The organism is Dorea chungnamensis, from assembly GCF_039832125.1.
Lineage (GTDB): Bacteria > Bacillota > Clostridia > Lachnospirales > Lachnospiraceae > JAFBIX01.
This window is the reverse complement of sequence record NZ_JBDOHT010000001.1, coordinates 229,503-256,288: the sequence shown is the minus strand read 5'-3', so window position 1 is coordinate 256,288 and position 26,786 is coordinate 229,503. Positions and strand designations below refer to the sequence as shown.

31 protein-coding genes are annotated in these 26,786 nt (G+C 38.1%); 3 read left to right on the top strand and 28 right to left on the bottom strand.

Going from position 1 to position 26,786, the window contains the following annotated elements; genetic code table 11:
* Position 1: 1 nt before the first annotated feature.
* Positions 2-1,264 (bottom strand): DNA polymerase Y family protein, encoded by a 1,263-nt coding sequence (locus ABE613_RS01285; protein ID WP_347375397.1) that lies wholly within the window; start codon positions 1,262-1,264, stop codon positions 2-4.
* A 216-nt stretch (positions 1,265-1,480) separates the two neighbouring features.
* Entirely contained in the window at positions 1,481-2,794 is a 1,314-nt protein-coding gene (locus ABE613_RS01280; RefSeq protein WP_347375396.1) for an IS30 family transposase, read from the bottom strand.
* Between the two features lie 628 nt (positions 2,795-3,422).
* On the opposite strand from ABE613_RS01280, the gene ABE613_RS01275 reads away from it, so the two are divergent.
* Complete coding sequence (locus ABE613_RS01275) at positions 3,423-4,322, top strand: DUF5688 family protein (RefSeq protein WP_347375395.1); 900 nt, start codon at positions 3,423-3,425, stop codon at positions 4,320-4,322.
* Between the two features lie 55 nt (positions 4,323-4,377).
* Here ABE613_RS01275 and ABE613_RS01270 read toward each other — a convergent pair whose 3' ends face one another.
* From ABE613_RS01270 to ABE613_RS01195, 16 genes are all read right to left on the bottom strand, one after another.
* On the bottom strand, positions 4,378-4,965 hold the full coding sequence (locus ABE613_RS01270) for an SOS response-associated peptidase (protein ID WP_235251282.1): 588 nt from the start codon (positions 4,963-4,965) through the stop codon (positions 4,378-4,380).
* A 66-nt stretch (positions 4,966-5,031) separates the two neighbouring features.
* Entirely contained in the window at positions 5,032-5,373 is a 342-nt protein-coding gene (locus ABE613_RS01265; RefSeq protein WP_235251281.1) for a type II toxin-antitoxin system RelE/ParE family toxin, read from the bottom strand.
* 9 nt (positions 5,374-5,382) lie between these two features.
* Positions 5,383-5,586 carry a hypothetical protein gene (locus tag ABE613_RS01260; RefSeq protein ID WP_235251279.1) on the bottom strand — a complete coding sequence of 68 codons (204 nt, stop codon included), beginning with the start codon at positions 5,584-5,586 and terminating at the stop codon, positions 5,383-5,385.
* A gap of 43 nt (positions 5,587-5,629) precedes the next feature.
* On the bottom strand, positions 5,630-6,079 hold the full coding sequence (locus ABE613_RS01255) for a site-specific integrase (RefSeq protein WP_235251278.1): 450 nt from the start codon (positions 6,077-6,079) through the stop codon (positions 5,630-5,632).
* Entirely contained in the window at positions 6,066-6,389 is a 324-nt protein-coding gene (locus ABE613_RS01250) for a hypothetical protein (RefSeq protein WP_235251277.1), read from the bottom strand. Before ABE613_RS01250 ends, ABE613_RS01255 begins: the two co-directional genes overlap by 14 nt.
* Positions 6,390-6,401: 12 nt before the next feature.
* Positions 6,402-6,623: a DUF5348 domain-containing protein gene (locus ABE613_RS01245; RefSeq protein ID WP_154322120.1), complete on the bottom strand. Its 222-nt coding sequence runs from the start codon at positions 6,621-6,623 to the stop codon at positions 6,402-6,404.
* A gap of 49 nt (positions 6,624-6,672) precedes the next feature.
* The gene (locus tag ABE613_RS01240; protein ID WP_331472910.1) at positions 6,673-6,882 is read right to left on the bottom strand and encodes a hypothetical protein; all 210 of its coding nucleotides are present in this window, start codon (positions 6,880-6,882) and stop codon (positions 6,673-6,675) included.
* A 15-nt stretch (positions 6,883-6,897) separates the two neighbouring features.
* On the bottom strand, positions 6,898-7,332 hold the full coding sequence (locus ABE613_RS01235) for a recombinase family protein (RefSeq protein ID WP_331472909.1): 435 nt from the start codon (positions 7,330-7,332) through the stop codon (positions 6,898-6,900).
* A gap of 222 nt (positions 7,333-7,554) precedes the next feature.
* Complete coding sequence (locus tag ABE613_RS01230) at positions 7,555-7,944, bottom strand: winged helix-turn-helix domain-containing protein (protein ID WP_235250839.1); 390 nt, start codon at positions 7,942-7,944, stop codon at positions 7,555-7,557.
* 98 nt (positions 7,945-8,042) lie between these two features.
* Positions 8,043-9,467, bottom strand: coding sequence for a L,D-transpeptidase family protein (locus ABE613_RS01225; protein WP_347375394.1), 1,425 nt, complete (start codon positions 9,465-9,467; stop codon positions 8,043-8,045).
* A 1-nt stretch (position 9,468) separates the two neighbouring features.
* Positions 9,469-10,878, bottom strand: a complete 1,410-nt coding sequence (locus ABE613_RS01220) for a sensor histidine kinase (RefSeq protein ID WP_235250835.1) — start codon at positions 10,876-10,878, stop codon at positions 9,469-9,471.
* 9 nt (positions 10,879-10,887) lie between these two features.
* Positions 10,888-11,592, bottom strand: a complete 705-nt coding sequence (locus ABE613_RS01215) for a response regulator transcription factor (protein ID WP_235250833.1) — start codon at positions 11,590-11,592, stop codon at positions 10,888-10,890.
* A gap of 23 nt (positions 11,593-11,615) precedes the next feature.
* Positions 11,616-11,843: a hypothetical protein gene (locus ABE613_RS01210; protein WP_347375393.1), complete on the bottom strand. Its 228-nt coding sequence runs from the start codon at positions 11,841-11,843 to the stop codon at positions 11,616-11,618.
* 117 nt (positions 11,844-11,960) lie between these two features.
* Complete coding sequence (locus ABE613_RS01205) at positions 11,961-12,266, bottom strand: ArsR/SmtB family transcription factor (protein ID WP_235250829.1); 306 nt, start codon at positions 12,264-12,266, stop codon at positions 11,961-11,963.
* Positions 12,267-12,359: 93 nt separating this feature from the next.
* Positions 12,360-14,243 (bottom strand): heavy metal translocating P-type ATPase, encoded by a 1,884-nt coding sequence (locus tag ABE613_RS01200; RefSeq protein WP_235250827.1) that lies wholly within the window; start codon positions 14,241-14,243, stop codon positions 12,360-12,362.
* Positions 14,244-14,352: 109 nt separating this feature from the next.
* Positions 14,353-14,571 (bottom strand): cation transporter, encoded by a 219-nt coding sequence (locus tag ABE613_RS01195; RefSeq protein ID WP_235250825.1) that lies wholly within the window; start codon positions 14,569-14,571, stop codon positions 14,353-14,355.
* A 364-nt stretch (positions 14,572-14,935) separates the two neighbouring features.
* Here ABE613_RS01195 and ABE613_RS01190 point away from each other — a divergent pair, with 364 nt between their 5' ends.
* The gene (locus ABE613_RS01190) at positions 14,936-15,775 is read left to right on the top strand and encodes a helix-turn-helix transcriptional regulator (RefSeq protein ID WP_347375392.1); all 840 of its coding nucleotides are present in this window, start codon (positions 14,936-14,938) and stop codon (positions 15,773-15,775) included.
* 50 nt (positions 15,776-15,825) lie between these two features.
* Here the strand turns inward: ABE613_RS01190 and ABE613_RS01185 are convergent, their stop codons facing one another.
* The 9 genes from ABE613_RS01185 to ABE613_RS01145 form a co-directional block, all read right to left on the bottom strand.
* On the bottom strand, positions 15,826-16,176 hold the full coding sequence (locus ABE613_RS01185) for a hypothetical protein (protein ID WP_347375391.1): 351 nt from the start codon (positions 16,174-16,176) through the stop codon (positions 15,826-15,828).
* A gap of 303 nt (positions 16,177-16,479) precedes the next feature.
* Positions 16,480-17,658 carry an FtsH protease activity modulator HflK gene (gene hflK, locus ABE613_RS01180; RefSeq protein WP_235250993.1) on the bottom strand — a complete coding sequence of 393 codons (1,179 nt, stop codon included), beginning with the start codon at positions 17,656-17,658 and terminating at the stop codon, positions 16,480-16,482.
* A 17-nt stretch (positions 17,659-17,675) separates the two neighbouring features.
* Entirely contained in the window at positions 17,676-18,572 is an 897-nt protein-coding gene (gene hflC, locus ABE613_RS01175) for a protease modulator HflC (RefSeq protein WP_235250994.1), read from the bottom strand.
* 28 nt (positions 18,573-18,600) lie between these two features.
* Complete coding sequence (gene hflK / locus ABE613_RS01170; RefSeq protein WP_235250995.1) at positions 18,601-20,142, bottom strand: FtsH protease activity modulator HflK; 1,542 nt, start codon at positions 20,140-20,142, stop codon at positions 18,601-18,603.
* A gap of 22 nt (positions 20,143-20,164) precedes the next feature.
* Positions 20,165-22,390 carry a peptidyl-prolyl cis-trans isomerase gene (locus ABE613_RS01165; RefSeq protein WP_347375390.1) on the bottom strand — a complete coding sequence of 742 codons (2,226 nt, stop codon included), beginning with the start codon at positions 22,388-22,390 and terminating at the stop codon, positions 20,165-20,167.
* Positions 22,391-22,619: 229 nt separating this feature from the next.
* Positions 22,620-23,501, bottom strand: a complete 882-nt coding sequence (locus ABE613_RS01160) for a ketopantoate reductase family protein (protein WP_235251227.1) — start codon at positions 23,499-23,501, stop codon at positions 22,620-22,622.
* A 78-nt stretch (positions 23,502-23,579) separates the two neighbouring features.
* The gene (locus ABE613_RS01155) at positions 23,580-23,768 is read right to left on the bottom strand and encodes a hypothetical protein (protein ID WP_235251225.1); all 189 of its coding nucleotides are present in this window, start codon (positions 23,766-23,768) and stop codon (positions 23,580-23,582) included.
* A gap of 172 nt (positions 23,769-23,940) precedes the next feature.
* A complete protein-coding gene (locus tag ABE613_RS01150) occupies positions 23,941-24,195 on the bottom strand; it encodes a hypothetical protein (RefSeq protein WP_235251223.1) in 255 nt (84 codons plus the stop codon).
* Positions 24,196-24,269: 74 nt separating this feature from the next.
* Positions 24,270-24,893, bottom strand: coding sequence for an L-2-amino-thiazoline-4-carboxylic acid hydrolase (locus ABE613_RS01145; RefSeq protein ID WP_235251222.1), 624 nt, complete (start codon positions 24,891-24,893; stop codon positions 24,270-24,272).
* A 357-nt stretch (positions 24,894-25,250) separates the two neighbouring features.
* Between ABE613_RS01145 and ABE613_RS01140 the strand changes: the two genes are divergently transcribed.
* Positions 25,251-25,643, top strand: a complete 393-nt coding sequence (locus tag ABE613_RS01140) for an ArsR/SmtB family transcription factor (RefSeq protein WP_235251057.1) — start codon at positions 25,251-25,253, stop codon at positions 25,641-25,643.
* Between the two features lie 90 nt (positions 25,644-25,733).
* On the opposite strand, the gene hydE is transcribed toward ABE613_RS01140, so the two are convergent.
* Complete coding sequence (hydE, locus tag ABE613_RS01135; RefSeq protein WP_347375389.1) at positions 25,734-26,771, bottom strand: [FeFe] hydrogenase H-cluster radical SAM maturase HydE; 1,038 nt, start codon at positions 26,769-26,771, stop codon at positions 25,734-25,736.
* Positions 26,772-26,786: the final 15 nt, after the last annotated feature.

Below are 26,786 nucleotides of genomic sequence, written 5' to 3'. Positions count from 1 at the left end.
CCTATTCTACCTTTACTTTCTTATAATCTACTGTACGTTTTTCCCGACTGATACCACCTGACATGTGATCGATCCTGCTTCCTACAAAGACTGCCCGTTTTAAGGAATCCCTGCCATAACGCATCCGAATCTTATCTACAGTTGCATCCATATGCTCCAGCTTTTCATAATCCGTTGTATCAAACATATCAAGCTGCCGCATATCCATATGATCCTTAATCCTGCTGGTATGAATGCCCAGATGCCGGATCGCTTTCCCATTCCAAAGAGAATCGAAAAGCTGACATGCACACCGATGAATTTCTATCGTTATATTGGTCGCATTATTCAAAGTCATCTGATGGCTTGCATACTGAAGATCAAATGTTTTGATTCCGACGGCGATTACCTCTGCACGGACGCCTGCCGCCCGCAGTCTGGTTCCAACTGTCTCTGCCAAAGCAAGGAGAACCAGCTTGGCTGTAGATACATCTGTAACATCAAAAGCAATGGTGGTGCTGTTTCCATATCCTTTATTTGCTGGAGCTTCTGACTGAACCACAGAAACATCCATCCCGTTCGCAAATGCCCAAATCACCTCTCCATGCTTTTTCAAATGACTTTTCAGCATAATCGGATCAGACTGTGCCAGCTCACCAATCGTATGGATTCCCATATGAAACAATTTCTTTGCAGTAGCTCGCCCAACGAAGAACAGATCCGTTACCGGTAGCGACCACATTTTCATTTCAATCTCATGCTTCCATAAGGTATGGACTCGGTCAGGCTTTTGGAAATCACTTGCCATTTTCGCCAGCAGTTTATTCTCCGATATCCCGACATTCACCGTAAATCCTAATTCTTCCCTGATTTGATTCCGAATACGGTTGGCTGCAGTGACCGGTTCTCCCCACAAACTTTCGGTGCCGGTCATATCAACAAATGCCTCATCCACGCTATATTGCTCAACATCCGGAGAGTATTGCCGAAGGATCTCCATAAAAGCAGCGGAACATCTTTCATACAAACTATAATTCGGAGGAACCAATTTAAGCTGCGGACACTTTTGAAGTGCCTCCACAATACTCTCGCCGGTTTTGATATTATATTTCTTTGCCGGGATTGATTTTGCCAGGATAATTCCATGCCTCATGGCCATATCACCTCCGACAGCAGCTACTTCATCCCGCAGATCTACTTTTCCTCCTAAATGATAGAGGCGGTAAACAGCCTCCCAGGAAAGGAAGGCTGAATTCACATACTTAAATGAAAAACTAAATTCCAATTATTAAATAATCCAGTAAATTTGCGGGATTAAATTCCATTTTGCACCTTAACAATTCCATATTTTTGCCTTATAATGAACCTGTAGGCACCCATGAGTTATGTTTTTACGCATGCTAAATGGGCATCTGAAAATAGTGTGCAGGACTAAATTCCACATGCCTTATGTGTAAGACTAAATTCTGGTGCAGTGAAATCTGCCTGTGCTTATACTATTTTATTTTATAAGTTTTGGACTAAGCATAACATCATCAGGTGCGATTGCCTTTAATCCTAATGCTTTATGCAGTTTATTGTCCAAGAGTAAAAGAGAGAGTTCATATGGGCTGTGCCCATTGAGGCTGTCTCTTTTTTCGTTGTTTATGTGGTTCATCATAAGCCTGACTTTATCGTCATCTAAATCAGCGAATGAACTTCCTTTCGGACGGATGTAACGGATATACTCGTGGTTCTTCTCGCAGGCTCCTTTTTGCCAAAAGCTATATGGATCGCAGTAAAAGACAGTAGTACTTTTGCTTCCGTCACAGAATTCCTCCATCTCTTCGCGGACGGAGAATTCCGGACCTCCGTCCGTGAGGATCACCGGAAAAAGCCTTTTGAATGCTTCCTGTCCCAACACTGTTTCAAGCCATACAAAGACCTCTAACACACATTCCTGGTCCTGATATTCCAATAGGAACATGAGCATAAGATTGCAGTTGCGGAATGTAAAGGTTAAAATAGCACGATGTTCTCCTTTCTTACCTTCTACGCAATCCATTTCTACAACATTTGTATCAGGATGTTCCTTCATATACTTTTGAAAATCCTCATAGTTATGACCAATACGGTAAGATCGGTCCTTTGCACTGGTCTGCGTTGGCTTTTTACGCTTTTTATAACGTACAGCACGTCTCAGATCACCATTTCGCACATCAAATACGCATGCATCAATGTAAGAGTAAAGAGTTCTCCTTGAACATCCTAATTCATCTGCATGTGTAGCGTAGATATGTCCTATAGATTGATGCTTATCCTTGATCAACGGAACCAGCAGATCATTCATAGCCTGAATGCTTTCCGGAGTCTGATTGATGCCGACTCTGCAATCAACGAGCACGCTACGGTATTCATCATGCGCATATTTAGATGAATAAAACTTTCTGGGCATAAGGCAATGGGTCTTTTTACCACAGCCATTGCATACATAAGGTGGTTTATTCAGCTTTTCACATTCTGCTGTCTCATAAGCCGGACAAATATCAATGCAGCGAAAATCCGGTCTTCTACAGAGTTTACAGCGACTGCCACACTGCTTGTCACAAAGACAAACGATCTTACAAGTCTTTCGATGAATGCATGGTGGATTCGTATATCCTGAATCAGGACGTTCTTTTGTATGTGCGTGAAGCCGTACTTCTTTTGATATGGTAGATGGATCTTTACCGATAATCCGCCCAATTTCAGCGAAACTTTTATTCTCGGTAAGTCCTTTCTCAATATCCACTCGCTGTTCAAAGGTTAAATGTTTCTGATTGCCTTTATTCTTCATAAATATCTCCAATCTGCACAGGCAGGCAATCAGCTGCAAGTACATTATACAGAGAAATAACAGTAGCAATCAATATGGCAAATATGTGTGCAGGAGTAACTTCGACCTATATGGAATTTACTCTTACATTCTGGAATTTAAAAATGCATTTTAGTGCTGAATTCACATCAATATGAAAAATCACTTTATCCAAACTTATGTTCGCCTCCTTTTAAATTATTATATCGAACTGGTATTCTTTTTACAAGAGTGAAAATATGGAATCTACACCTCATCTGATATTTTTTACAATCATTGATGTTATAAATTCCCCGTATATACAATATATAGTTTTTGATCATTTGACATCTTCTATATATAGTGTTAAAATAATTTTGTAATCATTATTTGTGTCATCCGTAATGGATATTCACACGCAGTTTAGGTTTGTATATAAGTCAGGAGGATTTCTCTGCCATCACAGAGCAGAGCCTTCTGGCTTTTTTATTTTGCAGGAATCTGCAGCATATTAGAGAATGAACGCATTTGTGTCCATTCTCTTTTTTTGCCTAAATGCAGGAAGGAGGGAAGGACAAACGAATTATTCACAAAAATGATTGCCCAATAATTTACCAGAAGGGAGATTTTTATGAATTACAACGAATTTCAAGAAACATTACTCAAAGAACTGGAAAGCAGGCTTGATTCCCATATCAGCCTGAATCCTATCACAACGACTAAGAACAATAACACCCTGAAGCATGGAATTGAATTTTCCAATGATACATCCAATATAAGCCCTGTTTTGTATCTGGACGAATGGTATGAATTCTATCTGACCGGAAAATCTCTTTCACTGATTGCAGAAGATATTGTTGAGCTGTATCACCAGGCGGCAGATGTTTCCTTTACGGACACAGAAATGCTACTCAATTATGAAAAACTTCAAGAAAAGCTCCTCTACAAATTAGTCAATTTCAAGTCAAATCAGTCGCTACTAAAAGATGTACCGCATATTCCTTATTTGGATCTGGCAATTGTCTTTTATGTACTTTTGGACTGTAAGGATAGTAGAATGGCAACGGTTCTGATTCGAAATGAACATCTAAAGACCTGGGGAAAAGATCTAAATACCATCTTCTCAGATGCAAGAAAAAACACTCCTCGTGTCTTTCCTGCTGAACTCACACCTATGTCTGATTTTCTGCAAAATGCTTTTCCTAGCTCAAATGAGTTTATAGATTCAGACAGAGATTGTGTCATGAAATCAGAATTGTTCATACTCTCTAATGCTATAAGACAACACGGTGCTATCTGTACACTGTATGATGATCTCATGAATCAAATCGGTAAAACATTACAGGATGATTTTTTTGTCATTCCCAGCAGCGTACATGAAGTTCTGTTATTAAAAGCTTCTGATACTGACTGCATGGAATTAAACGAAATCATTCGGGAAGTCAATGAAACAATGGTCATCCCAGAAGAAATTCTTTCAGATCATGCATACTTTTATTCTCGGGATCGTAAGGAACTCCTGTGTGCTTAACCAAAAATGCCATAAAATAACACCGAGCCGCCTGATTAAATTCAGACGGCTCCTTTTACATTAAAAATAAACTCTGTTGTTCATAGTCCTGCCTTCGTGCCAACTGTGGCGGCTTTTTATGCAGTGCATATTCCAAAAACGTGTCTTCATATACCCAATCTTCCAATTCGGATCTTTCCAGAATCAACGGCATCCGATGATGCACAGGACTGACCGATTCATTTGCCTGGGTAGTTAAGATAATGAAATGGTCTTCATCCTGAAAGCGATTGTAAAAACCCGCCATGAATAAGACCGGCTGATTTTCTCTCAGGAAAGTAACTTTATTCTTATCCGGATCCCATTCATAAAACTGCTTTGCCGGAATGATACAGCGTCTGTGCATCACACTATCCCGGAACGACTTTCTTTCCAGAGCTGTTTCTGCTCTTGCATTAATCAGCAGCCCTTTTTTCTGATATTGCGGAAAGCCCCATAACATTTCTTCTGCCAGAAGATGTGGTTTCCTTCCGGTGATCACAGTTGCAGACTGAGAGGGATAAATATCACCCCTGCGCTCTCTTCTCAGTTTCTCATCCACCTCCCGGACCACTTTTTCTATTTCTCTGGCTGTATCATCATCCACATAATATCGTCCACACATTCCAATCTCTCCTCGTTTCGCAAGATCACTGATAGAAAAAGACAGCACAAAATGCTGCCTTATCCTCTATGAATTTCTCTTTATCCAGCGTTTTATTATGTATTCCCAATCCATACCATCCTGAAGCACACGAAGAATTGTAACCGTTGCAGTTCTTTCATCAATAGTATAAAACAGCAAATGATTACTTTGTGGCTTCATATAGATATTGTAACCTCGATACTGAAACCCTGTCGTTTCATATCCTGTCGGAAATACTTTTAATTGCATTGCTGCTGCTTTTATCTTTTGCGAAAAGCTTTCTGCATATTCACGATATTTGAAATGCTGGAGAATATATTTCTTTTTCTCTTTCACATCACGCTTACCGCTTTCAGCAATTACAACACGGTATTTCTTATTTTCCATTTGCGTTCCTTATACTGCGTCGATTTCCTCCCAGGCTTCCTCGATGGTCTGCACTCTGCCATTTTCCATATCGTCAATCGCCTCGTCCAGCTTTGCCAGCAGAACATCCATTGCATGATCAATTGTATAAGTTGCTTCTTGAGATTTTGTAGCCTGTGCCAATGCCATAACCATCACCCTTTCTCCACGGAAAATCTTTACTATCTTTATCATACTACTATCTGATGGAAATATCCATTTCTTTTTCATTTGGGATTCATGCACAACATTCAACCCTATTCTTATTTCTTTTGTATTGTACAATGTAAAGTAATTTCATATTAGGATCACTGAACTGTCTTTTAATCCCAGTTATATAATACTGATAATCCCTGCTAAAAAATCTGCCTTGAAGCCCCACTAATTGTTCTGCAATCTTTTCTGTTTCTTCAGAAATCAACGGATAGTTTTCGTATTTACCAGTCTTCAATGATTTTTTATGAATCTTTCTAACAACTATCTCGGAGGGTTTCAGATCATAAATATCACGCATTCTTAATCCGGTTTCTGCAGCAATCCGCAGAAATAAGATGCTTCCCAAATCATGTTGCTCATACAATTTTTGTAAAGCCACCATATATTGTTCTTTGATCTCTTGATCCGATAGCGGTATTCTCTTATTCAACAGCCTGTTTCCACATGATTTTCTGTAATTATTGTAGTACATTCACATTTTCCTCCGCTCGTTTCAACGGTTTCAAAAGAGACTCTGCATTACTGATAAACTGTTCCTTTGATTGATCCGCTATATAGATTTCCCATAATTGTTTATGTATCACTCTTACAGTAATTCCATTGCACTGATTCTCTAACATCTTCAGAAATGGAAAAATCATCGTTTTTTGAATATCCTTCCCTTCAAGTACATGATGTTCCTCCTGTCCGTACACCTCATATAGACATTCCAATATAATATTCATATCTGTCACAAACTTTATCATTGGTTTTTCATACTTCCTTTTCTGCACGGCTGCCATCTGAAACTCCTTTCACATCCGGACGGTTAATCCATCAAGCCTTTTCAGCGGCAGTCCCACCAGATACCAGTCTTCATCCATTTCAATCCGGACCGGCACCCAGACATCATTAATTTTTACTTCAAAACATTCTCCACAATGCAGACCGCCATAATATGATTCCATTCCAAATCGGATATCATAACGTCCACTTTCCTTGTCATAAAAAAGATTACCTTCTCGTTTCTCGCTCATTCTATTATTCCTCCTGAAAAATTATCTTTTATACTTAGTAATAGTGACGTTAATCTGATGATTGCAAAATCTCAGGATGTTTTTCTAAATATTTTTTTCGATAGCGATAAAACGTCGTGTGGGATAATCCTAATTCTTTCCGAAGCTCTGTCGGTGTAATCTCTCCGGCAATTACTTTTGAAAATGCTGCATCAAACTTATCTTCTCCGATTGCTGCAGGTCTTCCATAATCATCCCATTCTCCTCGGAGCTTCTTCATTTCTATGCCTTCTCTCTAGCGCTTTTCTTTTTTCTCAATTTCTGCCTGTGCCATAGAAGCATAAAGTTCCAGCATCATATTATTGATGGTTTCCATCATAAGACAAGCCATGGTGTTATCCATTTTTGACATATCCATCAATGTAGTCGGCAACTCCAGAACCATTAGCCGCACGCCCATTTCCTGCAGTTGTCGAATCTGCTCCATGGTATCCTTCTTATTCCTGCCCAACCGGTCCAATTCCGTAATAATCAAAATATCTCCTGACCGCAGAACATCTTCTACCAGCACAGTGTATCTTGGTCTGTTGAAATTCTTTCCTGTCTGCTGATCCGTAAAGATATTTTTCAGCTCCATTTCGTGTTCCTTACAGAATTGCCGTATCTCCTGAATTCCTCTGTCAAGATGCTGGTCCCTAGTGCTGGTCCTGTGATAACCATATACAGCCATTTTGCACTCTCCCTTCTGCAAATGTTCCAAAATGTAGGCATTTCTTCTGGAATATTCCAAAAGGAATTATCCATACATTTCGGTACAAAATTCACGTCTCTTTTTCCATATTCCAAATTGTGTACTTTTTGAAATATGCTTAACTATTCTGTATGTAATAGGAAAGGAAAACGCAACCTCTAAGCAAAATAATATCCCTGACTCTAGGATTTAGATTTCAATTTACCCAACAAATTTGTATCCACTGTTTATCACTGTCTCTATATAACCGTTTCCAATTTTTCTTCGAATCTGGCTGATCACATTTGCCACAGCACTTCCGCAATATTCCTGATCTTCTTTCCAGACAGCTTCATAAATCTGTTCTTTTGAAATCACCCATCCAGGATGTAATGCCAGATAAGAAAGGGTCTGAAACTCTAAATGAGAAAGAGAAATAAATCTACCATTTTGGAAAATCATCTGTTTCTGAAGATGAATTTCCAACTGAGAGAAAGTAAGTATATTGGGATCATGAGTCATTGTAGCGGATTCTGCATTTGGCAATGAAACCAGAACAGTCTCTGTAATATTCCCCGACTTTCCAATCTTCCTCATTACAATCTCTATCATTTCTTTCAACACCACCACCCACTATTTCACTTCAAATCATGTGATATCCCTAAGGTTCTATTTCAACAAAAATTTAAAAAAGTTATTGTATCTATTCATCAATAAATAATAATCGGATAACCTGCTTCAATCGTATCATAAATAATTTTTGCCTGTTCTTTAGGAAGATTGATGCAACCATGACTTCCCTTTGTCTTATATAACTCGCCACCAAATGCATCCTGCCAGTCCGCATCATGGAGTCCCTGTCCATACACAAACGGCATCCAATATTCCACTTCTACCTCATATCCATAAATATCACTGCTCAGTGTAAATGGCCTTGCTTTATATGCAATTGGCCATGACCCACGATACGTCTGTAATCCCTCACTAGGAAGTCCGCTGATAATATCTGTTTCTGTAACAAGCTTTCCATTTTTATAAAGCCATAAATATTGTTTATCTAAACTTACTTCTATGTAACTTCCCTGAAGATCATCACTTCCGTTCCTCCTCAACCCCTGTTTACTGTAAACCGGTTCTCGTTTTACATCACTACCACTCTTTATATCTTCTAACAACTTCTGCAATTCCGCATCTTTGTCAATCCAGTAACCATATTCATTTCCACTGATAATTACTTTTTCTCCAAAAGAAGTCTTAAAAGAACGAGGCACGTACATTGTGTTATATTTTGAAGACAATTCTTTAACAAAAGCTACTACGTCTTCTTCCTTAACACTTATACTGTCCCCACTGACAATTAACCATGAACATATTTTTTCATTGTCCAAAACTTCGACAGTATCGCCAAATATATAAGAAACCGTTGTTGTCCGGTATTGCAAAAGCTGTCTGTTTAATTCTTCTAATTTTCTATTTAGATCACTTTCTTCTGATGATACAGCTGTCTGATATACCTGACGATTTATTTTTATTTCTAAACGACTAGAGATCAGCTGTTCTTCAAAGTCTTCTGCTAAAGCATTATACACTTGTTCAACCAACTTCTTTTTGTCAATCTGATTACCTTGTATTTCATCCACTAAAATAAATGCTTCTTTCTGTTTGTCGTAAACGATATAAGCATCTGATGATTCTATTCGTTCTCCTAAATTGAAATCCTCGATATTCAAAACATCTTCCAACTTATTTTCCATTTTAATTTCATACTCTATCGAATAATTCTTTCTTTTTTCAATCAGGCCACGCTTTTGGTCTCTTTGTTTTTTTATTTTCAAAAGTTCTTTCTTCAATAAAGACGGCTCCAGTGCATATCCCATATTTCCCACTGTCGTCTCAAATATGTTTTTCCCATTTTCCTGGAAAACAACTTCTTTATTTCGAAATGTCTCTTCAATCTCTTTTACTGCCTGTTCCAGGGTACATTTCGAAATATCCATTCCATATATGGATATTCCGCATCCCATTGTTTCTTCATCCACCTTTTTTTCATAAATAGCCAGTACAATTCCAAGAAGCATCATACATAAAATACTACTCAGTAAAAAATATATTAACTTTAATTTTCTACATTTCATTTCATAACTTCGCCTCTTTTTCTATTCTTTTGGGCAAAGTAATAAAAAATAAGGTTCTTATGTCTCTGTTTTCTGCCCAAATTTTCCCACCGTGTCGTTCAACAATTGCTTTTGTTATTGACAATCCAATCCCCATTCCTCCAGTTTTTGAATTTCTCGATTTATCTACTCTATAAAAGCGCTCAAACAGATGTGGCAGACATTCTTTGGGAATTGGATTTCCTATATTTTCTACTTGGATTTCAATCATATAATCCATTTCTAAATACCTTATCCAAATGGCTGTTTGGGGTTCGGCATACCTTATTGCGTTACCAATTAGATTAACCATACATTGCATAATACGCGCCCTGTCTCCCCAAATTATATCGCCATGCTTTATACACAAGTTAAATGTCAGATTTTTCTTATCCAATTGAACATCAAAATTGTAGTATAACTGCTTACACATATCATAAAAATCAAAATCCTCGTATCTAAGTATTCCCTTCCGATTCTCCAACAAATACAGTTCCTGGAGTTGCTTCACAATCCCTGACAGTCTGAGAATCTCTTCTCTACAGCTTTCCAAACGTTCTCCTGTTGGCTCCCATATACCATCAATCATCGCTTCCAAATGACTCTGTATGTTGGTTAAGGGTGTCCTAAGCTCATGAGCTACATCCGCAGTAATCTGCTGCTTTTGTTCTTCCTCTTTTTTCAATGTTTGCGACATTTCATTAATTGCAGTAATCAGCTGTTGAGTCTCTGCAGTACGGCTTGTTACCAAAGACTTTACTCCATATTCACCATTCGCTATTTTTTCCGCCACCCGGACAGCATCTGAAATTGGTTCCGCTATTTTTCGTGCCATGATTCCTCCCATTATAATAGCTATTACAACAAACACCCCACCAATAACTACAAAACAGATGTTGAGATTATTCATCAAACGCAGTTCCTCATCAGAAAAAGAATACGGTCCATAATAGCCAACCGTAAGTTTTCCAACGCTTTTATTTTCATAAGACAGAGTATATATTTCTTCCTGATATTTACCCTGAAAATTAAAATATCTGCTACGCATATTACTCTCAGCATGTTCTAAAACAAGTTGACATTCTTCACTCTTGTGTGTTTGAATATCCCAATCCATTTCTCCACCTTTTGTTTCCAAATGGATAAAAACCCCATTTTGCATTGCAGCATTTCCTATAACTTCTACCTGTTCCTGACTAAAACTTCCAGTTTCCGCATCATATAAGTCCTGTAATTCATTCACGATATTGGATATTCTCTGTTCCTGCTGTCGTTTAGCATAATTTTCAAATTCTCTCTCCATATTAAATATAAACGCAACAGCAATGGAACAGATGACGGCAATAGAAATCAAAGAATATGTCAAAATCAATTTACTCTTAATGGTTTTCATATTCACCTCTTATAACACAAATTTATATCCAACACCGTACACTGTCACAAAATATCTAGGCATCTTTCCATCTGGTTCCACTTTCTGTCGTATACTTTTTATGTAAGTATCAATACTCCGATCATATCCCGCAAATTCATCCTCCAATGCATAAGATATAATCTGTTCCCTGCTAAATACACGGTTTGGTGACCTAACCAATAGTTCAAAAATTTTATATTCTGTCGGTGTAAGATGGATTTCCTCCCCCTGCTTTTCTACCTTCCGATATGTAAAATCCACTGTAATATAATGATTTCCTATGATTACAACATCCTGCTTATTTTCCTCCATCCTTTTCTGAGTGCGCCTTAACACCGTCTCTACTCTGGCCAATACATTCCTTGGACTAAAAGGCTTAACAATATAATCATCCGCACCAATCTGCAGACCCCTGACCATATTATTTTCTTCTATTTTTGCAGTCAACATAATGATAGGTATATCCTGCTTCTGATGAATCATCTGGCAGACATCTTCTCCCATAATATCCGGTAGCATCAAATCCAAAATAATCAAATCCGGCTTCAGTTCCTCTGCCGCCTCTATTGCTTTCTGTCCACTATGTACTGACTTTGTTTGATATCCTGCATTTTTTAAATATGCTTCCAACACTTCCGTAATCTTGATCTCATCATCTACAATCAATACCGTCCTTTTTTTTGTACTTTCCATTAGTTCCATATCCTGTCTTCGCTTCAATCTACCTCTATAATCGTAACTCTATAGTCCAATATAGATGTGATGGTAATAATCGCATTTATAATCCTCGGCATAGATACGTAATCTGCTTCAAGAATCATTTGCCCCGTCTCAAAATAAATTTCTATTTTATTTATTCCTACAATCTTCTTTAGTTCCTCACATATCCTATCTGCAGAATCTTTATTGTTCAGTCCCTGAATCATAAATATTCGCCTTTCCATAAAATAATCTCACCTCTCATATAGGAATATTTTCACATGTAACCTAATTAATCTTGTTCGTTTTACTATATCAGAATGATGTGGGGATTATGTGGAGATTAAGCTAATAAACTTTCACTATTTCCGGGCTGTAACAATTTCTATTCCTAACTTGGTAACCAAACTCACATGGCAATCAGATACAGAATAATATATCTGCTTGCCCTCTCTGCGTCTTCTTATGAGTTTATGAGCTTTTAATATATTTAACTGATGGGATACCGTAGACTGTGATGCATTGAGATAACCTGTCAACTCACTGACACAAATTTCTCTGTCAGACAGCAAAAAAAGTAACTGAAGCCTTGTAGGTTCACCCAACACCTTAAAAAATTCAGCCAATTGACTATAATCAACCTGAACCGTATCGTATACATTTTTCATTTGTATATTTATTCTCCTAAAAAAGGCGCAGTCTTTTGGTGTCTGCGCCTATATATTTAAGTTTATTACAAGTCAAACATTAATCGTTAATTATCATAGATTGTGTACTCTCAAAGCACGTATTGCATTCAATACTGCGATTACTGTCACCCCTACATCAGCAAAAATTGCCATCCACATATTTGCAATACCAACCACACCCAAACCAAGGCAAACAAATTTTACAACTAAAGCAAATACAATATTCTGATAAACTATAGAGATGCACTTTCTAGAAATTTTAATCCCTTTAGCAATCTTCATTGGATCATCATCCATTAATACCACATCTGCTGCTTCTATAGCCGCATCGGATCCCATTGCTCCCATAGCAATTCCTATGTCGGCACGTCCAAGCACCGGAGCGTCATTGATGCCATCGCCTACAAAAGCTAGCTTCGCTTTTTTCCCTTTCTGTTCTAACAATCGTTCCACTTGAGTAACCTTATCGCTAGGCAGTAATTCACTGTGGACTTCATCTATGCCAAGGTCAGAAGCAACTTTTTCAGCAACCCTCTTTGCGTCTCCTGTAAGCATAACAGTCTTTTCAACTCCAGCTTTTTTCAATTCCGCAATTGCCTTTTTAGAATTTGGCTTTTCAATATCAGAGATTACAATATGACCAGCATATGCCCCATCAATTGCTACATGAATGATAGTTCCAACAGAATGGCAGTCCACATACGGAATATTCAGCCTTTTCATCAACTTAGGATTACCGACCGCCACTTCAATGCCGTCTACTTTTGCGATCAATCCATGTCCGCTGATTTCTTCAATATCTGTCACACGACTACGGTTAATTTCTTTTCCATAGGCCCGCTGAAGGCTCTTGCTAATCGGATGGGAGGAAGAACATTCTGTCAAAGCTGCGTATTCTAAAAGTTTCTCCTGCTCCATCTCATTGTGATGAATACCGCTCACCTCAAATACTCCTTGAGTCAGTGTCCCTGTCTTGTCAAAAACTACAACTTTCGTCTGGGATAATGTTTCCATATAATTTGAGCCTTTAATCAGAACACCTTCTTTGCTGGCTCCACCTATTCCAGCGAAAAAACTGAGTGGCACACTAACTACTAATGCACACGGACAGCTAATTACAAGAAATGTAAGCGCACTATAAATCCAGTTTGCCCAGTTTGCCGCATTTCCTGTAATTAAATTAAAAACAGGTGGTAAAACTGCCAGCAACAGTGCAGCAATACATACTGCTGGTGTATAAATTTTTGCAAATTTAGAAATAAAATTCTCCGAATGTGACTTACGAGAGCTAGAATCCTCCACTAGCTGCAAGATTTTAGAAACTGTTGATTCTCCAAATTCTTTTGTAGTCTGGATTTTCAGTACCCCTGTCATATTGATACATCCACTGATTACCTCGTCTCCCTCACCGGCCTCTCTTGGCATGCTTTCTCCGGTAAGTGCGCTGGTGTTCAAAGCTGAAGTTCCTTCTATGATAACTCCATCAATAGGAACTTTTTCACCCGGCTGTACCACGATCACGTTTCCAATACCAACCTCATCTGGATCAACCTTTTTCAACTTCCCATCACGTTCAATATTTGCATAATCTGGTCTGATGTCCATGAGGGCAGTAATGTTTCTGCGGCTTTTACCCACAGCGTAACTTTGGAACAATTCTCCTACTTGATAGAACAGCATAACAGCAATTGCTTCACTATAATCACCACTCTTTTCATAAGTAGCAAGTGCAATAGCACCGACTGTCGCCACAGCCATCAAAAAATTTTCATCAAACACCTGACCGTTCACAATTCCCTTTCCGGCCTTCCGTAATATATCATAGCCAATCACCAAATATGTCGCCATATAAAGTACTATATTTATAAATCCATTAAACGGCAGGAGTTTTAAACCTACCACCATGACCGCCGAAATAAGAATCCGAACCAGCATTTTTTTCTGCTTCTTTGTCATAACGAAGCCTCCTTTCAATTTAATATTTGCTTATTTGTTGAATTATATACTTCAAATCAGCGCCCCTTCCGCTTTCTGCATCCGGAGCGCCATAAAATACTGCTTCTAACTAAATCTCAATTTCACAGTCAGGTTCTACTTTCCTACAGGCTTTTAAAACTTCTTTCATTACCTGCTTTGCATCCTTGCCTTCTTCAAACTCTACAATCATCTTCTGAGTCATAAAATTAACTGTAGCAGAAGCAACACCAGCTGTTTTTCTTGCTGCATCTTCCATTAAATTAGCACAGTTGGCACAATCAACTTCAATCTTATAGGTTTTCTTCATTACAAATTCTCCTTTTCACTTTTTAGATTTAACCATTAAGCACTTGTTTAATTGTTATGTTTGTAGTATAATTACTGCACAAATGGAAGTCAACAGGTTGCAGACAGTCCCTTCCAAAATGGATAAAAACATTTCTAAAAAGGATATTTTTAAACAGTAGATATTGATAATCTGACTATTAATTATCAGAAAGACGAGGTGCCTTTTGTATAACGAATATATTACACAAATCAAGAATGAACTCATAAATATCCCGGACGGAATCCTTTTTGAACAGACATATCCCTGCATAGATACTCCTGTCTGTTCTGAACACCTTGATACGCTTCCAAATGGTAAGGGCAAAAAAATTTCATGGAAATTATTGACTGGAATTACTATTATTTTTCAAGATTATTTAGCAGAACAGATTTCCTGTAACCACAAACCAGAAAAGGAACTTTTGGAAATTAACTATTGTCGCTATGGACGAATCGGCTGGAATATGAAAAACGGTCGTTCCATCTACCTTGGTCCTGGTGATTTCTCACTTCACACAAGGCAACTATGCGCCGGTTCCGTCATGACTCTGCCCAGCGGTCATTATGAAGGACTTACTGTCTGCATTGATCTTTCACAATTTGATCAGGCACCCCCAGAACTCTTAAGAGGGACAAAAATAACAGGGCAGATGCTTTCGGAAAAATTTTGCTCTCGTGGAAATTTCTCCTTACTTACAGGCAATGAAAAAACAGAAGCAATCTTTTCTGGATTTTATAATTTATCCGAAAATCTCAGGAAACAATATTTCATATTGAAATCCCTCGAGCTACTTCTCTATCTTAGTGAATTTAAAATCACTTCCGGAAAAGAACCAGGGAAATACCAGTCGGAACAGGTGGAAATTATCCGCCAAATCCATGATTACCTTTTACAGAACATAAACCACCGGATAACAATTGAAGAGTTATCAAAACAGTATCTAATGAACCCTACAACTTTGAAATCTGTATTTAAAGCAGTATATGGAGATTCTCTTGCTGCACACATGAGAGAGCACCGACTAGAAAAAGCTGCTATACTGCTTACCGAAACCAATAACAGCATCTCACAGATTGCTAAAGCAGTCGGTTATACAAGCCAGAGCCGCTTTTCTACAGCTTTTCATGAAGTATACCAAATGCTTCCGTTGGAATATCGAAGAATTCATTCCAACATTCACTAAAATATATATTTCTTAATAAAAAGCAGACCATAAGGATAATCAGACAGTAGCTAATTATCTTTATGGTCTCTATTATATCTTACTTCCAATACTCCACTCATTTTATATATATTTGTCAGTAAAGCCTGTTTTTCAGCTTTTGACTTAATCAATACATGATAATAATATTCACAGCTTTTATTTTTTTCAGATGTCCTTATCATGATCAATTCCTTCGATATGGTAAATTGTTTTATAACTACATCAAAATTTATTTTATCCATCCGTTCTTCTGGAACTGTAATCTTCATCATGTATTCTTTATCGTCTGTTTCCAAACTCCCTTTAAGTATGTGATACCTCGTCATGATAACAGCAAACCCAATAAGAATCATGACTATAGCAAACACTATTATCACCAAAATTACAATCTCTTTATATAACAGCATAATGATGGTCTGTACTGTCATGGAATAATTCCCAATGGCAGTACTAGATCTTCCTTACTATCCTCCTCTCTATCAATTTGATAATTTACCCAAGGTTATTCTGTATGTATTAGTTTAAAACTATTTCACAATAATGAAATCTCATAGGGCAGATGGGATTGAAAACATGTGGTTGCATAATCTCTATCTACTCAAACCCCTTCTTTCCCATCTATTGCCCCTTTATATAAACATCAGACATATTATTTTATGCATGCCGATGGAATTGCTTATATGTTAATTTCCCGAATCCTGTGCTTGCACCCCAGAGCTATCTGTAATATTCATACCACTTTGAAGACTCGGGTCAAACAGTTTCACATCCACATTACCACCTGATGAATCAACAATATACATCTTTACTGTTGGAAGAATCTTATCCAATGTCTCCAGAAGCAATCTGTATTTTGTCGTATCCTCCGTATAAATTGCAGAATTATTCTGGTATTCTTTTAGCATACTCAGGAATTTTTCAGTATCACCTGTTGCGCGCGAAATCTGTTCTTCCTTATAAGCCTCCGCCGCAGAAATTTTTTTCTCTGCATCAGCACGCGCTTGTGGAATCAAGCTGTTAGAATAACCATTTGCTTCGTTAATAGCTGTTTCTTTCTCCTCTTTTGCAGTTGTAACATCCAAGAAGGCATCTGATACTTCACCCGGTGGAACAATTGACTTAATATTAAAAGCCGTAATTTGCATACCTGAATCATATTTATCTAAAATATTCTGTGCAATTTGCAAAATATTGTTCTGTGCTACAACCTTTTCCGAACTTAGTACATCATCCACGGCAGTGTTTGCCATCATTCGTACAAGAGCAGATTCAACACTGTAACGTACCAATTGCTCACTGCTCCCATTGATGTTATACAAAAATTTGGCTGCATCCACTACTTTATAATGAACAACTGCCTGTGTCGTAATGATATTCTCATCACCTGTTAACAACTGAATCGCCTGCGGTTCTTCCTCTGGCTGATGTACATGTTCCGGTAGCGACATCCCTACATCAGCTCGTCTTACTTCTGATACATTTACCTTTTGCACCTGGTCAATCGGGAATGGTAATCTATAGTGTAATCCTTCCTCCACCGGCTGTACCTGCACCACTCCAAATCGTCGAATGACAGCTTGTTCTCCAGGACTAACAATATATATTCCTGTTAGCAAATATATAACAACTACCGCACCTCCAACAGCCAGAATCGCTTTTCTAGGATTAATATGACCAAATGCATTTTTCAAATCATTTATAGTATTCCCACCGGTTCCTCGGAATATCTTCTTTATTATAACTGTAATTTTTCTCACAGTTCGGCCTTCTTTTCCATTTATTTTTCCAGCTAGTTTCTTCCCTTTTTCTAAGAAGCTTTCGCCTTTTTTATCTGGGGAAACTCTTTTTTTTCGTTTCCACATAGCCTGTCCTCCTCGCCTTATTTTGAACTACCACCTAGATACTTCAAGATTTCCGCCGTGGACGGTAATATCAAAGTAGTATTTCCATCTATCGTTTTTTCGTAAGTCTCCAAGGTACGGATAAATTCATAAAAATCAGGATCTTTCTGGAATGCCTCTCCATAAATTCTAATAGCTTCCGCATCACCCTCTCCCTTGATTTGTTGCTCTTTTTTATAAGCTTCAGCTAAAATAAGCTGTTGCTCTTTTTCTGCATCAGAACGTATATTTGACGCTTGTTCACTTCCTTCTGCACGATATTTTTGTGCCATCTGTTCCCGCTCTGCACTCATTCTGTCGTAGACACTTTGCTTATTTGCTTCTGGAAAATTCAATACACGAATCTGTGCGTCCACAACTTCTATTCCATAATCTGCCGCCTGATCTTTCGCATATACCACTACTTCTTCTGTCATTTTATCTAGTTCCAATTTCTGTTCATCTGTATTAACAAGCTGTTCCAGATTATATTTTCCCATTTGCACTCCTAGACTTGAAGAAAATACATCCATAAGCCGTGATTCTGCACCCACTTGATTTTTCACCGTTTTCAAGAATGCTATCGGGTCTACTATCTTCCATGTTCCATAATAATCCAATGCCACACTTTTCTTATCCAGTGTTAGTAGTTCTATAGAAGAAGTCTGATATACCTGTACCCTCTTATCAAGATACTGAACTGACTGGATAGGATCCGGAAGTTTCACTTTCAAGCCTGGATTTTCATCCACTCTTACCGGATTTCCAAACTGTGTCACTACCGCATATTGAGTAACATCCACCTTGTAAACTACAAGAGCCGCTACAAAAATTACTATTGTCAACAGACCTCCAACTATCATATGTTTAGATATTCTTTTCTTTATTTTTATCATCTCGATTACCTCCACCGTTTTTTCACATCTATTCCTCCGATTGTGTTGATGCATTCTTCTGGTTTGCAATCCATAGTTCTGCGTTATCAACATTAACACCTACTCCTAATAGCACCTTTTGTACATTTGGCAAGACCTTATCCATCGCTTCCATATACATCCGGAACTCAGTAACCCCCTTTGACTTCGCATATTCCTGCTGTCTTGCAGTGAACAGGGACGCATCTCCTTCCGCTGTACTGATTTTATTCTGTTTATAACTCTCTGCATCAGCTACCAGTTTATAAGCGTCTGCATTGGCCTGTGGAATAATCGTGTTTTTATAAGCCAATGCATCATTGATGTATATACTCTTATCTTGCCGTGCTGTTGCTAAATCCTGAAAACTTGCCATTACACTTTCCGGCGGATCTGCCTGTACAAGCTGTACATTGACAATTTCTATACCTGTACCATTCTTTTCCATCACAGCTTCCAAAAGCCCTTTTGCACTTTTTTCAATATCTGTTTTTCCTTCTGTAAGAATATAATCAATTGTACTCTTTCCTACTATTTTACGTATGCTTGTGGTTGCTCCTGACTGAATCAGCAACTCGGCATCAGATACATTCAACACATAATCCGATGTGTCATTAATCCGATAATTTACCACTAGGTTGACATTAACCAAGTTTGTATCTCCAGTCAGAAGTTCCTGTACCCCTACCTCAATCTTCTGAACATTATCTGACTTTATAATACTAACCTCTTCAAACGGAGCTGGCAGTCGATAATGAATCCCAGGCGTTACTTTTTCGTTCACAACAGCTCCAAACCTGCGAACAACTCCGGTTTCATCTAAACCCACAAAATAGATTCCGGACAAAAGATAGGCAGCGGTCAGCACACCAGCTATACCGGCAATCATCTTCTTATTTCCATGAAAACCATGCACATGTCCCATATGTACATCCGTCCTCTGTTCCATTTCTGGATGTAGCAGCATAGACAAATTAGATGTAAATATTTCATAGCCTGATATCATCAGTAATACCATTGCAACAACCGCAGAGATCTTATCCAGATCCGGCATTCCAAACAAGGAACCTACGATTCCCACTAACACAGCTATAGAGCAGTACATATCCATTTTTGAATGGTAACCATCCGCTATAAGGCTTGACGACCCTGTTTGCTCTCCTACATAAATTTTGTACCTTGCCATGAAATAATTAATTGCTACTCCGACAAAAGCTGCAGCCGCTACAAATGGCACATATTTAAGCTCTGTCTGTTCCCCGCTTAATGCATCAGACAAGATTTCTATTCCCATAATAAATATAAATACTGATACAAAAATTGCGAGTAAATGTTCCAACTTTTTAGATGCCAACCGTAGTTTTTCTGTGCCATGTCTCGCTGCCATCAGTCCGGCAAATACTACACTTGTCACGAAAACATCCGTAAATGAATGCCATGCGTTTGCCTCCAGTCCTATGCTCCCCGATATTTTTGCTAGGAAAAACCGCAGTACAATCAAAATGATATTTGCAATAAGCGTTATGAATATCGTTTTTTCCTTTCTGCCCATTTTTCTCTCCTTTCAAATGTGTCTATGTGTTATTTTTTTCTTCTTTTAGAAGTTTCTTTAATGTTCTGTTATATATTTTAAACTCCGCCTCTTCCAGCATTTTCTCTTCCATGTCCTGTATCTGCCGATCATGTTCCTGCTCTTGTAAATGACTCTTTATTCCTTCCGACAATTCCTCCAAAGATGCAAGGTTCTCCTCCATGCGATTTCTTACATAAAAAATGTAATATCCTTTATTGTAATCCAGCACTTCGCTAAATTCCCCCTTTTTCAGAGAAAAAACAACATCTGATATTTCCTGCACCATATGACCTTTATCGAAGGTACCAGAAAGCTCCCCACCGGAAGATGCAGAAGAATCCTCCGAATACTTTTTTGCCACCTCCGCAAAATCCTCTCCATCACGTACGGAAGCAAGCGCTTCATTTGCCTTTGTCAAAGCCTGCTCTTTTTTCTCCCCATTTGTTCCCTGATCAATCCAGATCATGCTCAATTCCACAGTAGCAGGCGTTGTTAAGAGTTCTTTATTTTCCTCATAATATTTTGCAATTTCTTCTTCCGTAGGCTCTTTCAAGTTTGCATCCACTTCCTCCTGATGCATGACTTGGTAAAGATACTGTATTTTCAGTTCTTCAAAATCATGTGTTTTACTGCCGTCCGAAGAAGCACCGTCCTCACTTTTTTCAAGTAAGAGTTCTTTTGCAATGATTTGCTCTACAAGTTTTTTTCTTGATTCATAAGTCAAAAGTTTCTGTCTATAAACTTCCGAGAGTTCTTTGAATTCCGTATAGAATTCACCTAAAGTGTATCGTCTGCTATGAACAGAAAAGAGCATATCATTTTTTCTTTCTGTATATTCTTTATCCATTTTTTCCAGCATAAGGGTTCCTTTGATTTTATCCGAAACCTCTGAAATAGGTTTGGTCCCGGTTGCCTGCTTTTTATCCAGCTTCAGAATACTTACCGTTCCATCTGTATTCACAATAGGATCGCTGACTTCCCCTTCCTTCATTTCCCAGATAACAGCTTTTGTACTACCGTCATCTGTCCCTTTTGTCAGAGTTCCCTTTGTCACTTTCCCTGATTGTGAAAAAGCTGTCGCCACATCTTGAAAACTTTCACCTCCTTTAATCCTACGTATCGCTTTATTCGCTATGTCAGCTTTTTCCTTAGCTATTTTAAACTCACTGTATTCAGCCTTTTCTTCCGTCCGATATTGTTCCAGGTTAACATTATAATAGTTTTTTATCTCTTCATCCGTCGGAGAGTCTATTTGTAGCACTTCAAAGTTGACTTGCAGACCTGCTGTTTTTTTCAACTCTTCAATATAATCACTTATAAAACTCTCATCTTTTTGATTCGACAATGTCTGGCGAATTTCATCCTCCACCTCTTCAAATGTCTTGCCATCAAAATCCTTCTGGTTTTTATTGTAATATTCTTGCACTTCTAGCTTTGGAATAGATTCCGGAACAATATTATCTTCATGCAAATCTGCCATATATTGCTCTACCGTAGCGTCATTCAGCAAATCCTCCATCCCATGCTGCACTTCTTCACGGTTTGTAATTCCTTTTTTCTCCGCCCAGTCATTGACAATCTTCTCTACTGCCAGCTTGGTAACCATTTGCTGATAACCGTTAAGTGAATCAATAGGATGAACTTCGCATTCCTCTGTGGAATCGCATTTTGAATGATCATATCCATGAGTTGGGCAAAAAATATGTTCCTGTTCTTTTGCTGATTCAACTTCAATAAATTGATTCAACTGATCAATAGTTATATTGTTACCGTTATATGAACCCACCACGTCAGGTTTTGGAGGTCGAGACTCAACTAAATCCGGAAGGAACTTCCACACAAGTCCACCAACGACCCAAAATATAGTCACTGCTATTCCTATAATCTTCCACCTTGTATTGCGTTTGGTTGGCGTTTTATTTAATTCAAAATCATCTAATGAATCAGATAGTACCTGCTCTATCTCTTCAAGATTAATATTTTCTATCTGAAGCGGCGTATCCTCCTGATTTCTCTGAAAGTTTTTTTCTTCATTTCTATTTGTAATATCGTCATATATTTTCTCTGCCTGTTCTTTCCCTTGTTCTTTAGATTTTTTCTTGATTCCAAGAACATGTAATAAATCAGAAACTACCGATTCCTCATTATTTTCATCCAAATTACTTTTTTTTATCTCTTGATTATTGCTGTTCTCCTGAATGTCTGGATTTCTCTCCTTATCCTCCATTTCAATCCCTCCTGTAAGCATTCGTGAAGTGTAAAAATAGTATAAATAATGAATGTGGGAATATTATGGGGAAATTATGAGGATAATATGGTAATTACGAAAAAGACTCTTAAAATGATCTATCCAAACTAAATAAAATCCCAGAATATCCTCTGGGATTTTATTATGGATTTCCATCCTCGAAATATTTCCATGACTAAAACATATGGATTCTATCGCAATATTTAATTTATGCTAAACTGCTTTTAATATATCTATAAAACTGTTCATGTAGCTGCCTCATCTCATCTGGCGCTTTCATTGAATGTTGATACATGAACATATTTCCAAATTTGCTTCTGAACACGAAACTCAATCCCATGCTCAATATAGAAACCGGTGCAAGACGAAAGAAATTCATTTTGGGCGGAGATAATTCTATTCCCAATTTATGAAGTGCTGAAAAATTACGCTGCATTTGTTTTGCAGTATAGAGCATCACTTTTCCGTCATACCCCGCCTTTTCTGGGTTGTCTGCCATATAATAAGCATCCGCAATAGGTACAACCATTGCCAAGTGACTCAATTGCCAGGCATGCATATCCTGAACAATCTGATACGGTATATTAGCTTGCTTAAAGAGAGATGCCAATTTCAACAATCTTTCCGTTTTTTCTCCCGAAATCTCAGCAAAAGTTGTTTTCTGAATAAGCCTCGGAGTAAGAGCTGCGTGAAGCACATTTTCATCAAAACTTCCGCCCGCCCCCGGAAACGCAGGAACAATTCTGCCTTTTCCACAAATTTCTTCCCAATTACTATATGGTTCCAGTGTGTTGACCATTGTAACAATATTAGGGCTACAATTATTCTTTAGCTCCCTTAATGCAATATAGACTTGATTTTCTCTGACAGGCAAAAAAATAAAGTCATATAAATCGTCATCTTCCAATTTATCAATGATCGTTAATTCCGCTTTCAGAATGCTATTATCCTTAGAGTACAGCAATCCATTTTTCTTTAGAATTTCCAGCCGCTGTCCTCTTGCGTATATGCAAACATGGTGTCCGGCATCACTGAACAATGCCGCATATAAACACCCGATAACGCCAGCTCCATAAACAAGTAATTTCATCGCACAAAAACCTCTCTAATTTTTGACCAGTTTACTTAATTCTGATTATGCTACTTAGCGTAGCAAGCAATATATCTATTATTTTGCGAGTGAACGACCAATGATATATACTCCAACAGACATCTCTCCAACAGATATCCCTGCCATTAATCTGGACAGAAAATCTGTTCCGCCAAACAACCTGGAAAAAGCGAACAATGCGATTCCCATTACTATCAACAGTATACCAAATATGTACATTTCCTGTTTTCTAGCTACTGTATCCACCCAATCATGTCTAATATTTGTTCTTCGCTAAACTCTCGAATACTACTATCCGCTTTACCATTCATTAACTCGGATATGGTAATGCCAAGCTCCTGGCATAACATTTTTCTTTTGCCCACGAGAGGTAAGTCGGAACAATCGTATTGAGCGATTGTTTTACATAGGTAATATCCTATGTAGAAATTTCACCGATTTTTTGAAACGCACTTCCGACGACCTCCGTATCGCCTATGGCAATCATTGCCCATGCATTGTCACCGAGAGCGAAGTATTTACCAACAGATAATGCACCCACAGCAGGAAAATCGCCGATTGCAATTGCACCGAGGGAAATGATGCCAAAGCTAATTGCCCAGGTTGCAAATACTTCGATGAAAAAACAGCCTGTTAACAAAATACCAAGGGCAAACATAGCGATAGAAAGCAAACATCACACCGAAAGGCAAAATTTCATATTGTGAAAATCTACCTTGAGAACTCTTTATTACAATAAGTACTTTTTTAGGATTTTCTTGTCCAATGGCAGTCGCAGCATGGTTCTCCACCAGCTAGTGTGAATTTACGAATAAATGTACTACCACTTAATTCTGCCATATCATAATCATAAGTACACATTGCCGGGCAAATCTCTGGTATATCCAACAGCTTCAACAAGTACAATATACCACAGTGGGTAAAAATAGCTGAGTAACAGTTAATGTTCCTCCCCGTTTCGTAACGAAAACACCATGTATAAGGATTTCTTTCTGACCGCCTCACACTTTCCTCACCTTGTCGTTTCAACTTTGCCTGCGCTTTTGGCGTGTACTTGCTACCCAATTTAAGGAAACACTTCATAATCATATTGTTGGTCATGGCATGATGATAAAAGTCGGTAACTTGTTCAAGGTTTGGTTTCTCTTCCAATTCCAGATATACCGATGCCAGCATTGCTGCACTCAAAATATTCGTAAGAAAAGGATCTCCTTTTTCAAATTCTGGTATATCTACTAAAATATTCTGATAGCATTTCCTGGCCTTTGCCATTACTTTTCGTGGATTCTCTTTGCTCATACGATACATTTCTCGCATAAAAGAACCCTGAAAGCACCGCCACATAGCTTGTGGCATTAGCCCATTCTTCATTTTCTTATTCCCCTCCCTTTTCTTCAAAAACTAAAATGTAACATATTCCCAGTACACTAATTCAATGATTGCTTTTTTGTTGTATTTTTCTGACAAATGCATCCTTTGTTCATCGTGACATTCTAAACGAGTTCTTTTTGGAGTTCGCATGAACAATTAAACAACCTTTTAACTAACGTTACTTCACTATATAATTCTGGCAAATACAAGTCAATAGTGTAACATAATAAACCTTCCATTTGGGCGAATATAATTTCCATTTGGGCTATTCTATTCAAAATTTAAGCACTTGTTTAATTGATTTGAATATGGTAGAATCTACTTGCACACAGATAAGAAACGAAAGGAGTCATTGTAATGTCTGCAGATATTTTGCCTCACCATCATCATAATAATCAAGAAGTAACTCAGTTGAAAACAACATTAGATAAAACAGATACTTTTCAAACTGTTGCAGATATGTTTAAGCTACTTGGGGATAGCAGCAGAATTCGTATTTACTGGTTGTTATGTCACTGCGAAGAATGTGTTATCAATATCTCTGCACTGGTTGATATGACAAGTCCAGCAGTATCGCATCACCTGCGCCAGCTAAAAGACAAAGGATTGATTGTCAGCAGGCGAGATGGAAAAGAAGTATATTATAAAGCTGCGGATACAGAGCAAAGCCATCTTCTACATCTGACGATAGAGAAAATAATGGAAATCACTTGCCCGGAATCTGCACATTTTTTGAAAGGAACAAAGTAGAATACCAGAAGATTGCTCCTCTGGTATCTTATTTATTTAATCAACGATTATTCTTTCTATCAACAAAACTATAATTAAGCTCTTTACCTATTATCCAATCGCATCTCCCCGCTCTTCTACCAAACGGTATCCGACGCTCTCTACTCTCTTTTGGAGACACTGTCTACACTCAGCCGCTTCATCACCAGTACAAATCTTATTATCGTACAATTCATACAACTTACGTTTCTCTATCGGTGACAAGTTAGGCATCACTACATTCGCTCCGACAGCAAGTCCCTTCTCTCTTCCCAGCGGATCCACCGTCCCCAATGCGGTAGTTGCCGGAAGGAGAATCTTGGGAAACATAATTCGGATAACTGCCAACAGAAACAATGTCATTTGGAAGCTTCCTACTGTTTCGCTATCATATATTGTATCATGATGAGGAATAAATGGACCAATCCCCACCATTTCGGGATGAAGTTCCTGCAAAAACACCAAATCTTTTGCAAGGTGAGACATTGTCTGTCCTGGAATTCCCACCATAAAACCAGCTCCTACCTGATATCCAAGTTCTTTCAAATTATATAGGCATTGTTTTCTATTCTTATTGCTCATGGATGTAGGATGCAGTAAATGATACAATTCTTTATCCGCTGTCTCATGCCGTAGCAGATATCGATCTGCTCCTGCATGACGAAATTTTCGATAACTCTCATATGATTTTTCTCCGATAGATAAAGTAACAGCACATTCTGGAAATTGTTTTTTAATATCTTGAATAATTTCTACTATATACGCATCTTTATACCACGGATCTTCTCCGCCCTGCAATACAAACGTGCGATACCCGAGAGCATAACCGCTCTGACAGCATGCAAGAATCTCTTCCTTAGTAAGGCGATACCGTATGATATTACAATTATCTCTCCGAATACCACAATAGTAGCAGTTATTCCTACAGTAATTGGTAAATTCTATCACCCCTCTGGTATGTACCTTATTTCCATAATATGTTTTTCTAATCTGGACCGCTTCATCTTTAAGCCTAGCAAATACTACTTCATCGTTCCAATATTCAAGTAGCTTAATATACTCTTCCTCTGTAAGACTGTGCTGTTCTAGAAATTTATCTATTACTACCATACCCGTCACCTATCT

Excerpts from the sequence above, each read along its gene's own strand:
- ABE613_RS01265 (WP_235251281.1), bottom strand. The coding sequence starts at position 5,373 with ATGGAAAATAAGAAATACCGTGTTGTAATTGCTGAAAGCGGTAAGCGT.
- ABE613_RS01140 (WP_235251057.1), top strand. The coding sequence starts at position 25,251 with ATGTCTGCAGATATTTTGCCTCACCATCATCATAATAATCAAGAAGTA.
- hydE (WP_347375389.1), bottom strand. The coding sequence starts at position 26,771 with ATGGTAGTAATAGATAAATTTCTAGAACAGCACAGTCTTACAGAGGAA.
- ABE613_RS01255 (WP_235251278.1), bottom strand. The coding sequence starts at position 6,079 with ATGTACTACAATAATTACAGAAAATCATGTGGAAACAGGCTGTTGAAT.
- hflK (WP_235250995.1), bottom strand. The coding sequence starts at position 20,142 with ATGGGCAGAAAGGAAAAAACGATATTCATAACGCTTATTGCAAATATC.
- ABE613_RS01225 (WP_347375394.1), bottom strand. The coding sequence starts at position 9,467 with ATGAAATGTAGAAAATTAAAGTTAATATATTTTTTACTGAGTAGTATT.
- ABE613_RS01165 (WP_347375390.1), bottom strand. The coding sequence starts at position 22,390 with ATGGAGGATAAGGAGAGAAATCCAGACATTCAGGAGAACAGCAATAAT.
- ABE613_RS01230 (WP_235250839.1), bottom strand. The coding sequence starts at position 7,944 with ATGATAGAGATTGTAATGAGGAAGATTGGAAAGTCGGGGAATATTACA.
- ABE613_RS01205 (WP_235250829.1), bottom strand. The coding sequence starts at position 12,266 with ATGAAAAATGTATACGATACGGTTCAGGTTGATTATAGTCAATTGGCT.
- ABE613_RS01275 (WP_347375395.1), top strand. The coding sequence starts at position 3,423 with ATGAATTACAACGAATTTCAAGAAACATTACTCAAAGAACTGGAAAGC.
- ABE613_RS01220 (WP_235250835.1), bottom strand. The coding sequence starts at position 10,878 with ATGAAAACCATTAAGAGTAAATTGATTTTGACATATTCTTTGATTTCT.
- ABE613_RS01260 (WP_235251279.1), bottom strand. The coding sequence starts at position 5,586 with ATGATAAAGATAGTAAAGATTTTCCGTGGAGAAAGGGTGATGGTTATG.
- ABE613_RS01200 (WP_235250827.1), bottom strand. The coding sequence starts at position 14,243 with ATGACAAAGAAGCAGAAAAAAATGCTGGTTCGGATTCTTATTTCGGCG.
- ABE613_RS01160 (WP_235251227.1), bottom strand. The coding sequence starts at position 23,501 with ATGAAATTACTTGTTTATGGAGCTGGCGTTATCGGGTGTTTATATGCG.
- ABE613_RS01240 (WP_331472910.1), bottom strand. The coding sequence starts at position 6,882 with ATGAAGAAGCTCCGAGGAGAATGGGATGATTATGGAAGACCTGCAGCA.
- ABE613_RS01210 (WP_347375393.1), bottom strand. The coding sequence starts at position 11,843 with ATGGAAAGGCGAATATTTATGATTCAGGGACTGAACAATAAAGATTCT.
- ABE613_RS01195 (WP_235250825.1), bottom strand. The coding sequence starts at position 14,571 with ATGAAGAAAACCTATAAGATTGAAGTTGATTGTGCCAACTGTGCTAAT.
- ABE613_RS01245 (WP_154322120.1), bottom strand. The coding sequence starts at position 6,623 with ATGAGCGAGAAACGAGAAGGTAATCTTTTTTATGACAAGGAAAGTGGA.
- ABE613_RS01280 (WP_347375396.1), bottom strand. The coding sequence starts at position 2,794 with ATGAAGAATAAAGGCAATCAGAAACATTTAACCTTTGAACAGCGAGTG.
- hflK (WP_235250993.1), bottom strand. The coding sequence starts at position 17,658 with ATGTGGAAACGAAAAAAAAGAGTTTCCCCAGATAAAAAAGGCGAAAGC.
- ABE613_RS01270 (WP_235251282.1), bottom strand. The coding sequence starts at position 4,965 with ATGTGTGGACGATATTATGTGGATGATGATACAGCCAGAGAAATAGAA.
- ABE613_RS01145 (WP_235251222.1), bottom strand. The coding sequence starts at position 24,893 with ATGAAGAATGGGCTAATGCCACAAGCTATGTGGCGGTGCTTTCAGGGT.
- ABE613_RS01215 (WP_235250833.1), bottom strand. The coding sequence starts at position 11,592 with ATGGAAAGTACAAAAAAAAGGACGGTATTGATTGTAGATGATGAGATC.
- hflC (WP_235250994.1), bottom strand. The coding sequence starts at position 18,572 with ATGATAAAAATAAAGAAAAGAATATCTAAACATATGATAGTTGGAGGT.
- ABE613_RS01235 (WP_331472909.1), bottom strand. The coding sequence starts at position 7,332 with ATGGCTGTATATGGTTATCACAGGACCAGCACTAGGGACCAGCATCTT.
- ABE613_RS01250 (WP_235251277.1), bottom strand. The coding sequence starts at position 6,389 with ATGGCAGCCGTGCAGAAAAGGAAGTATGAAAAACCAATGATAAAGTTT.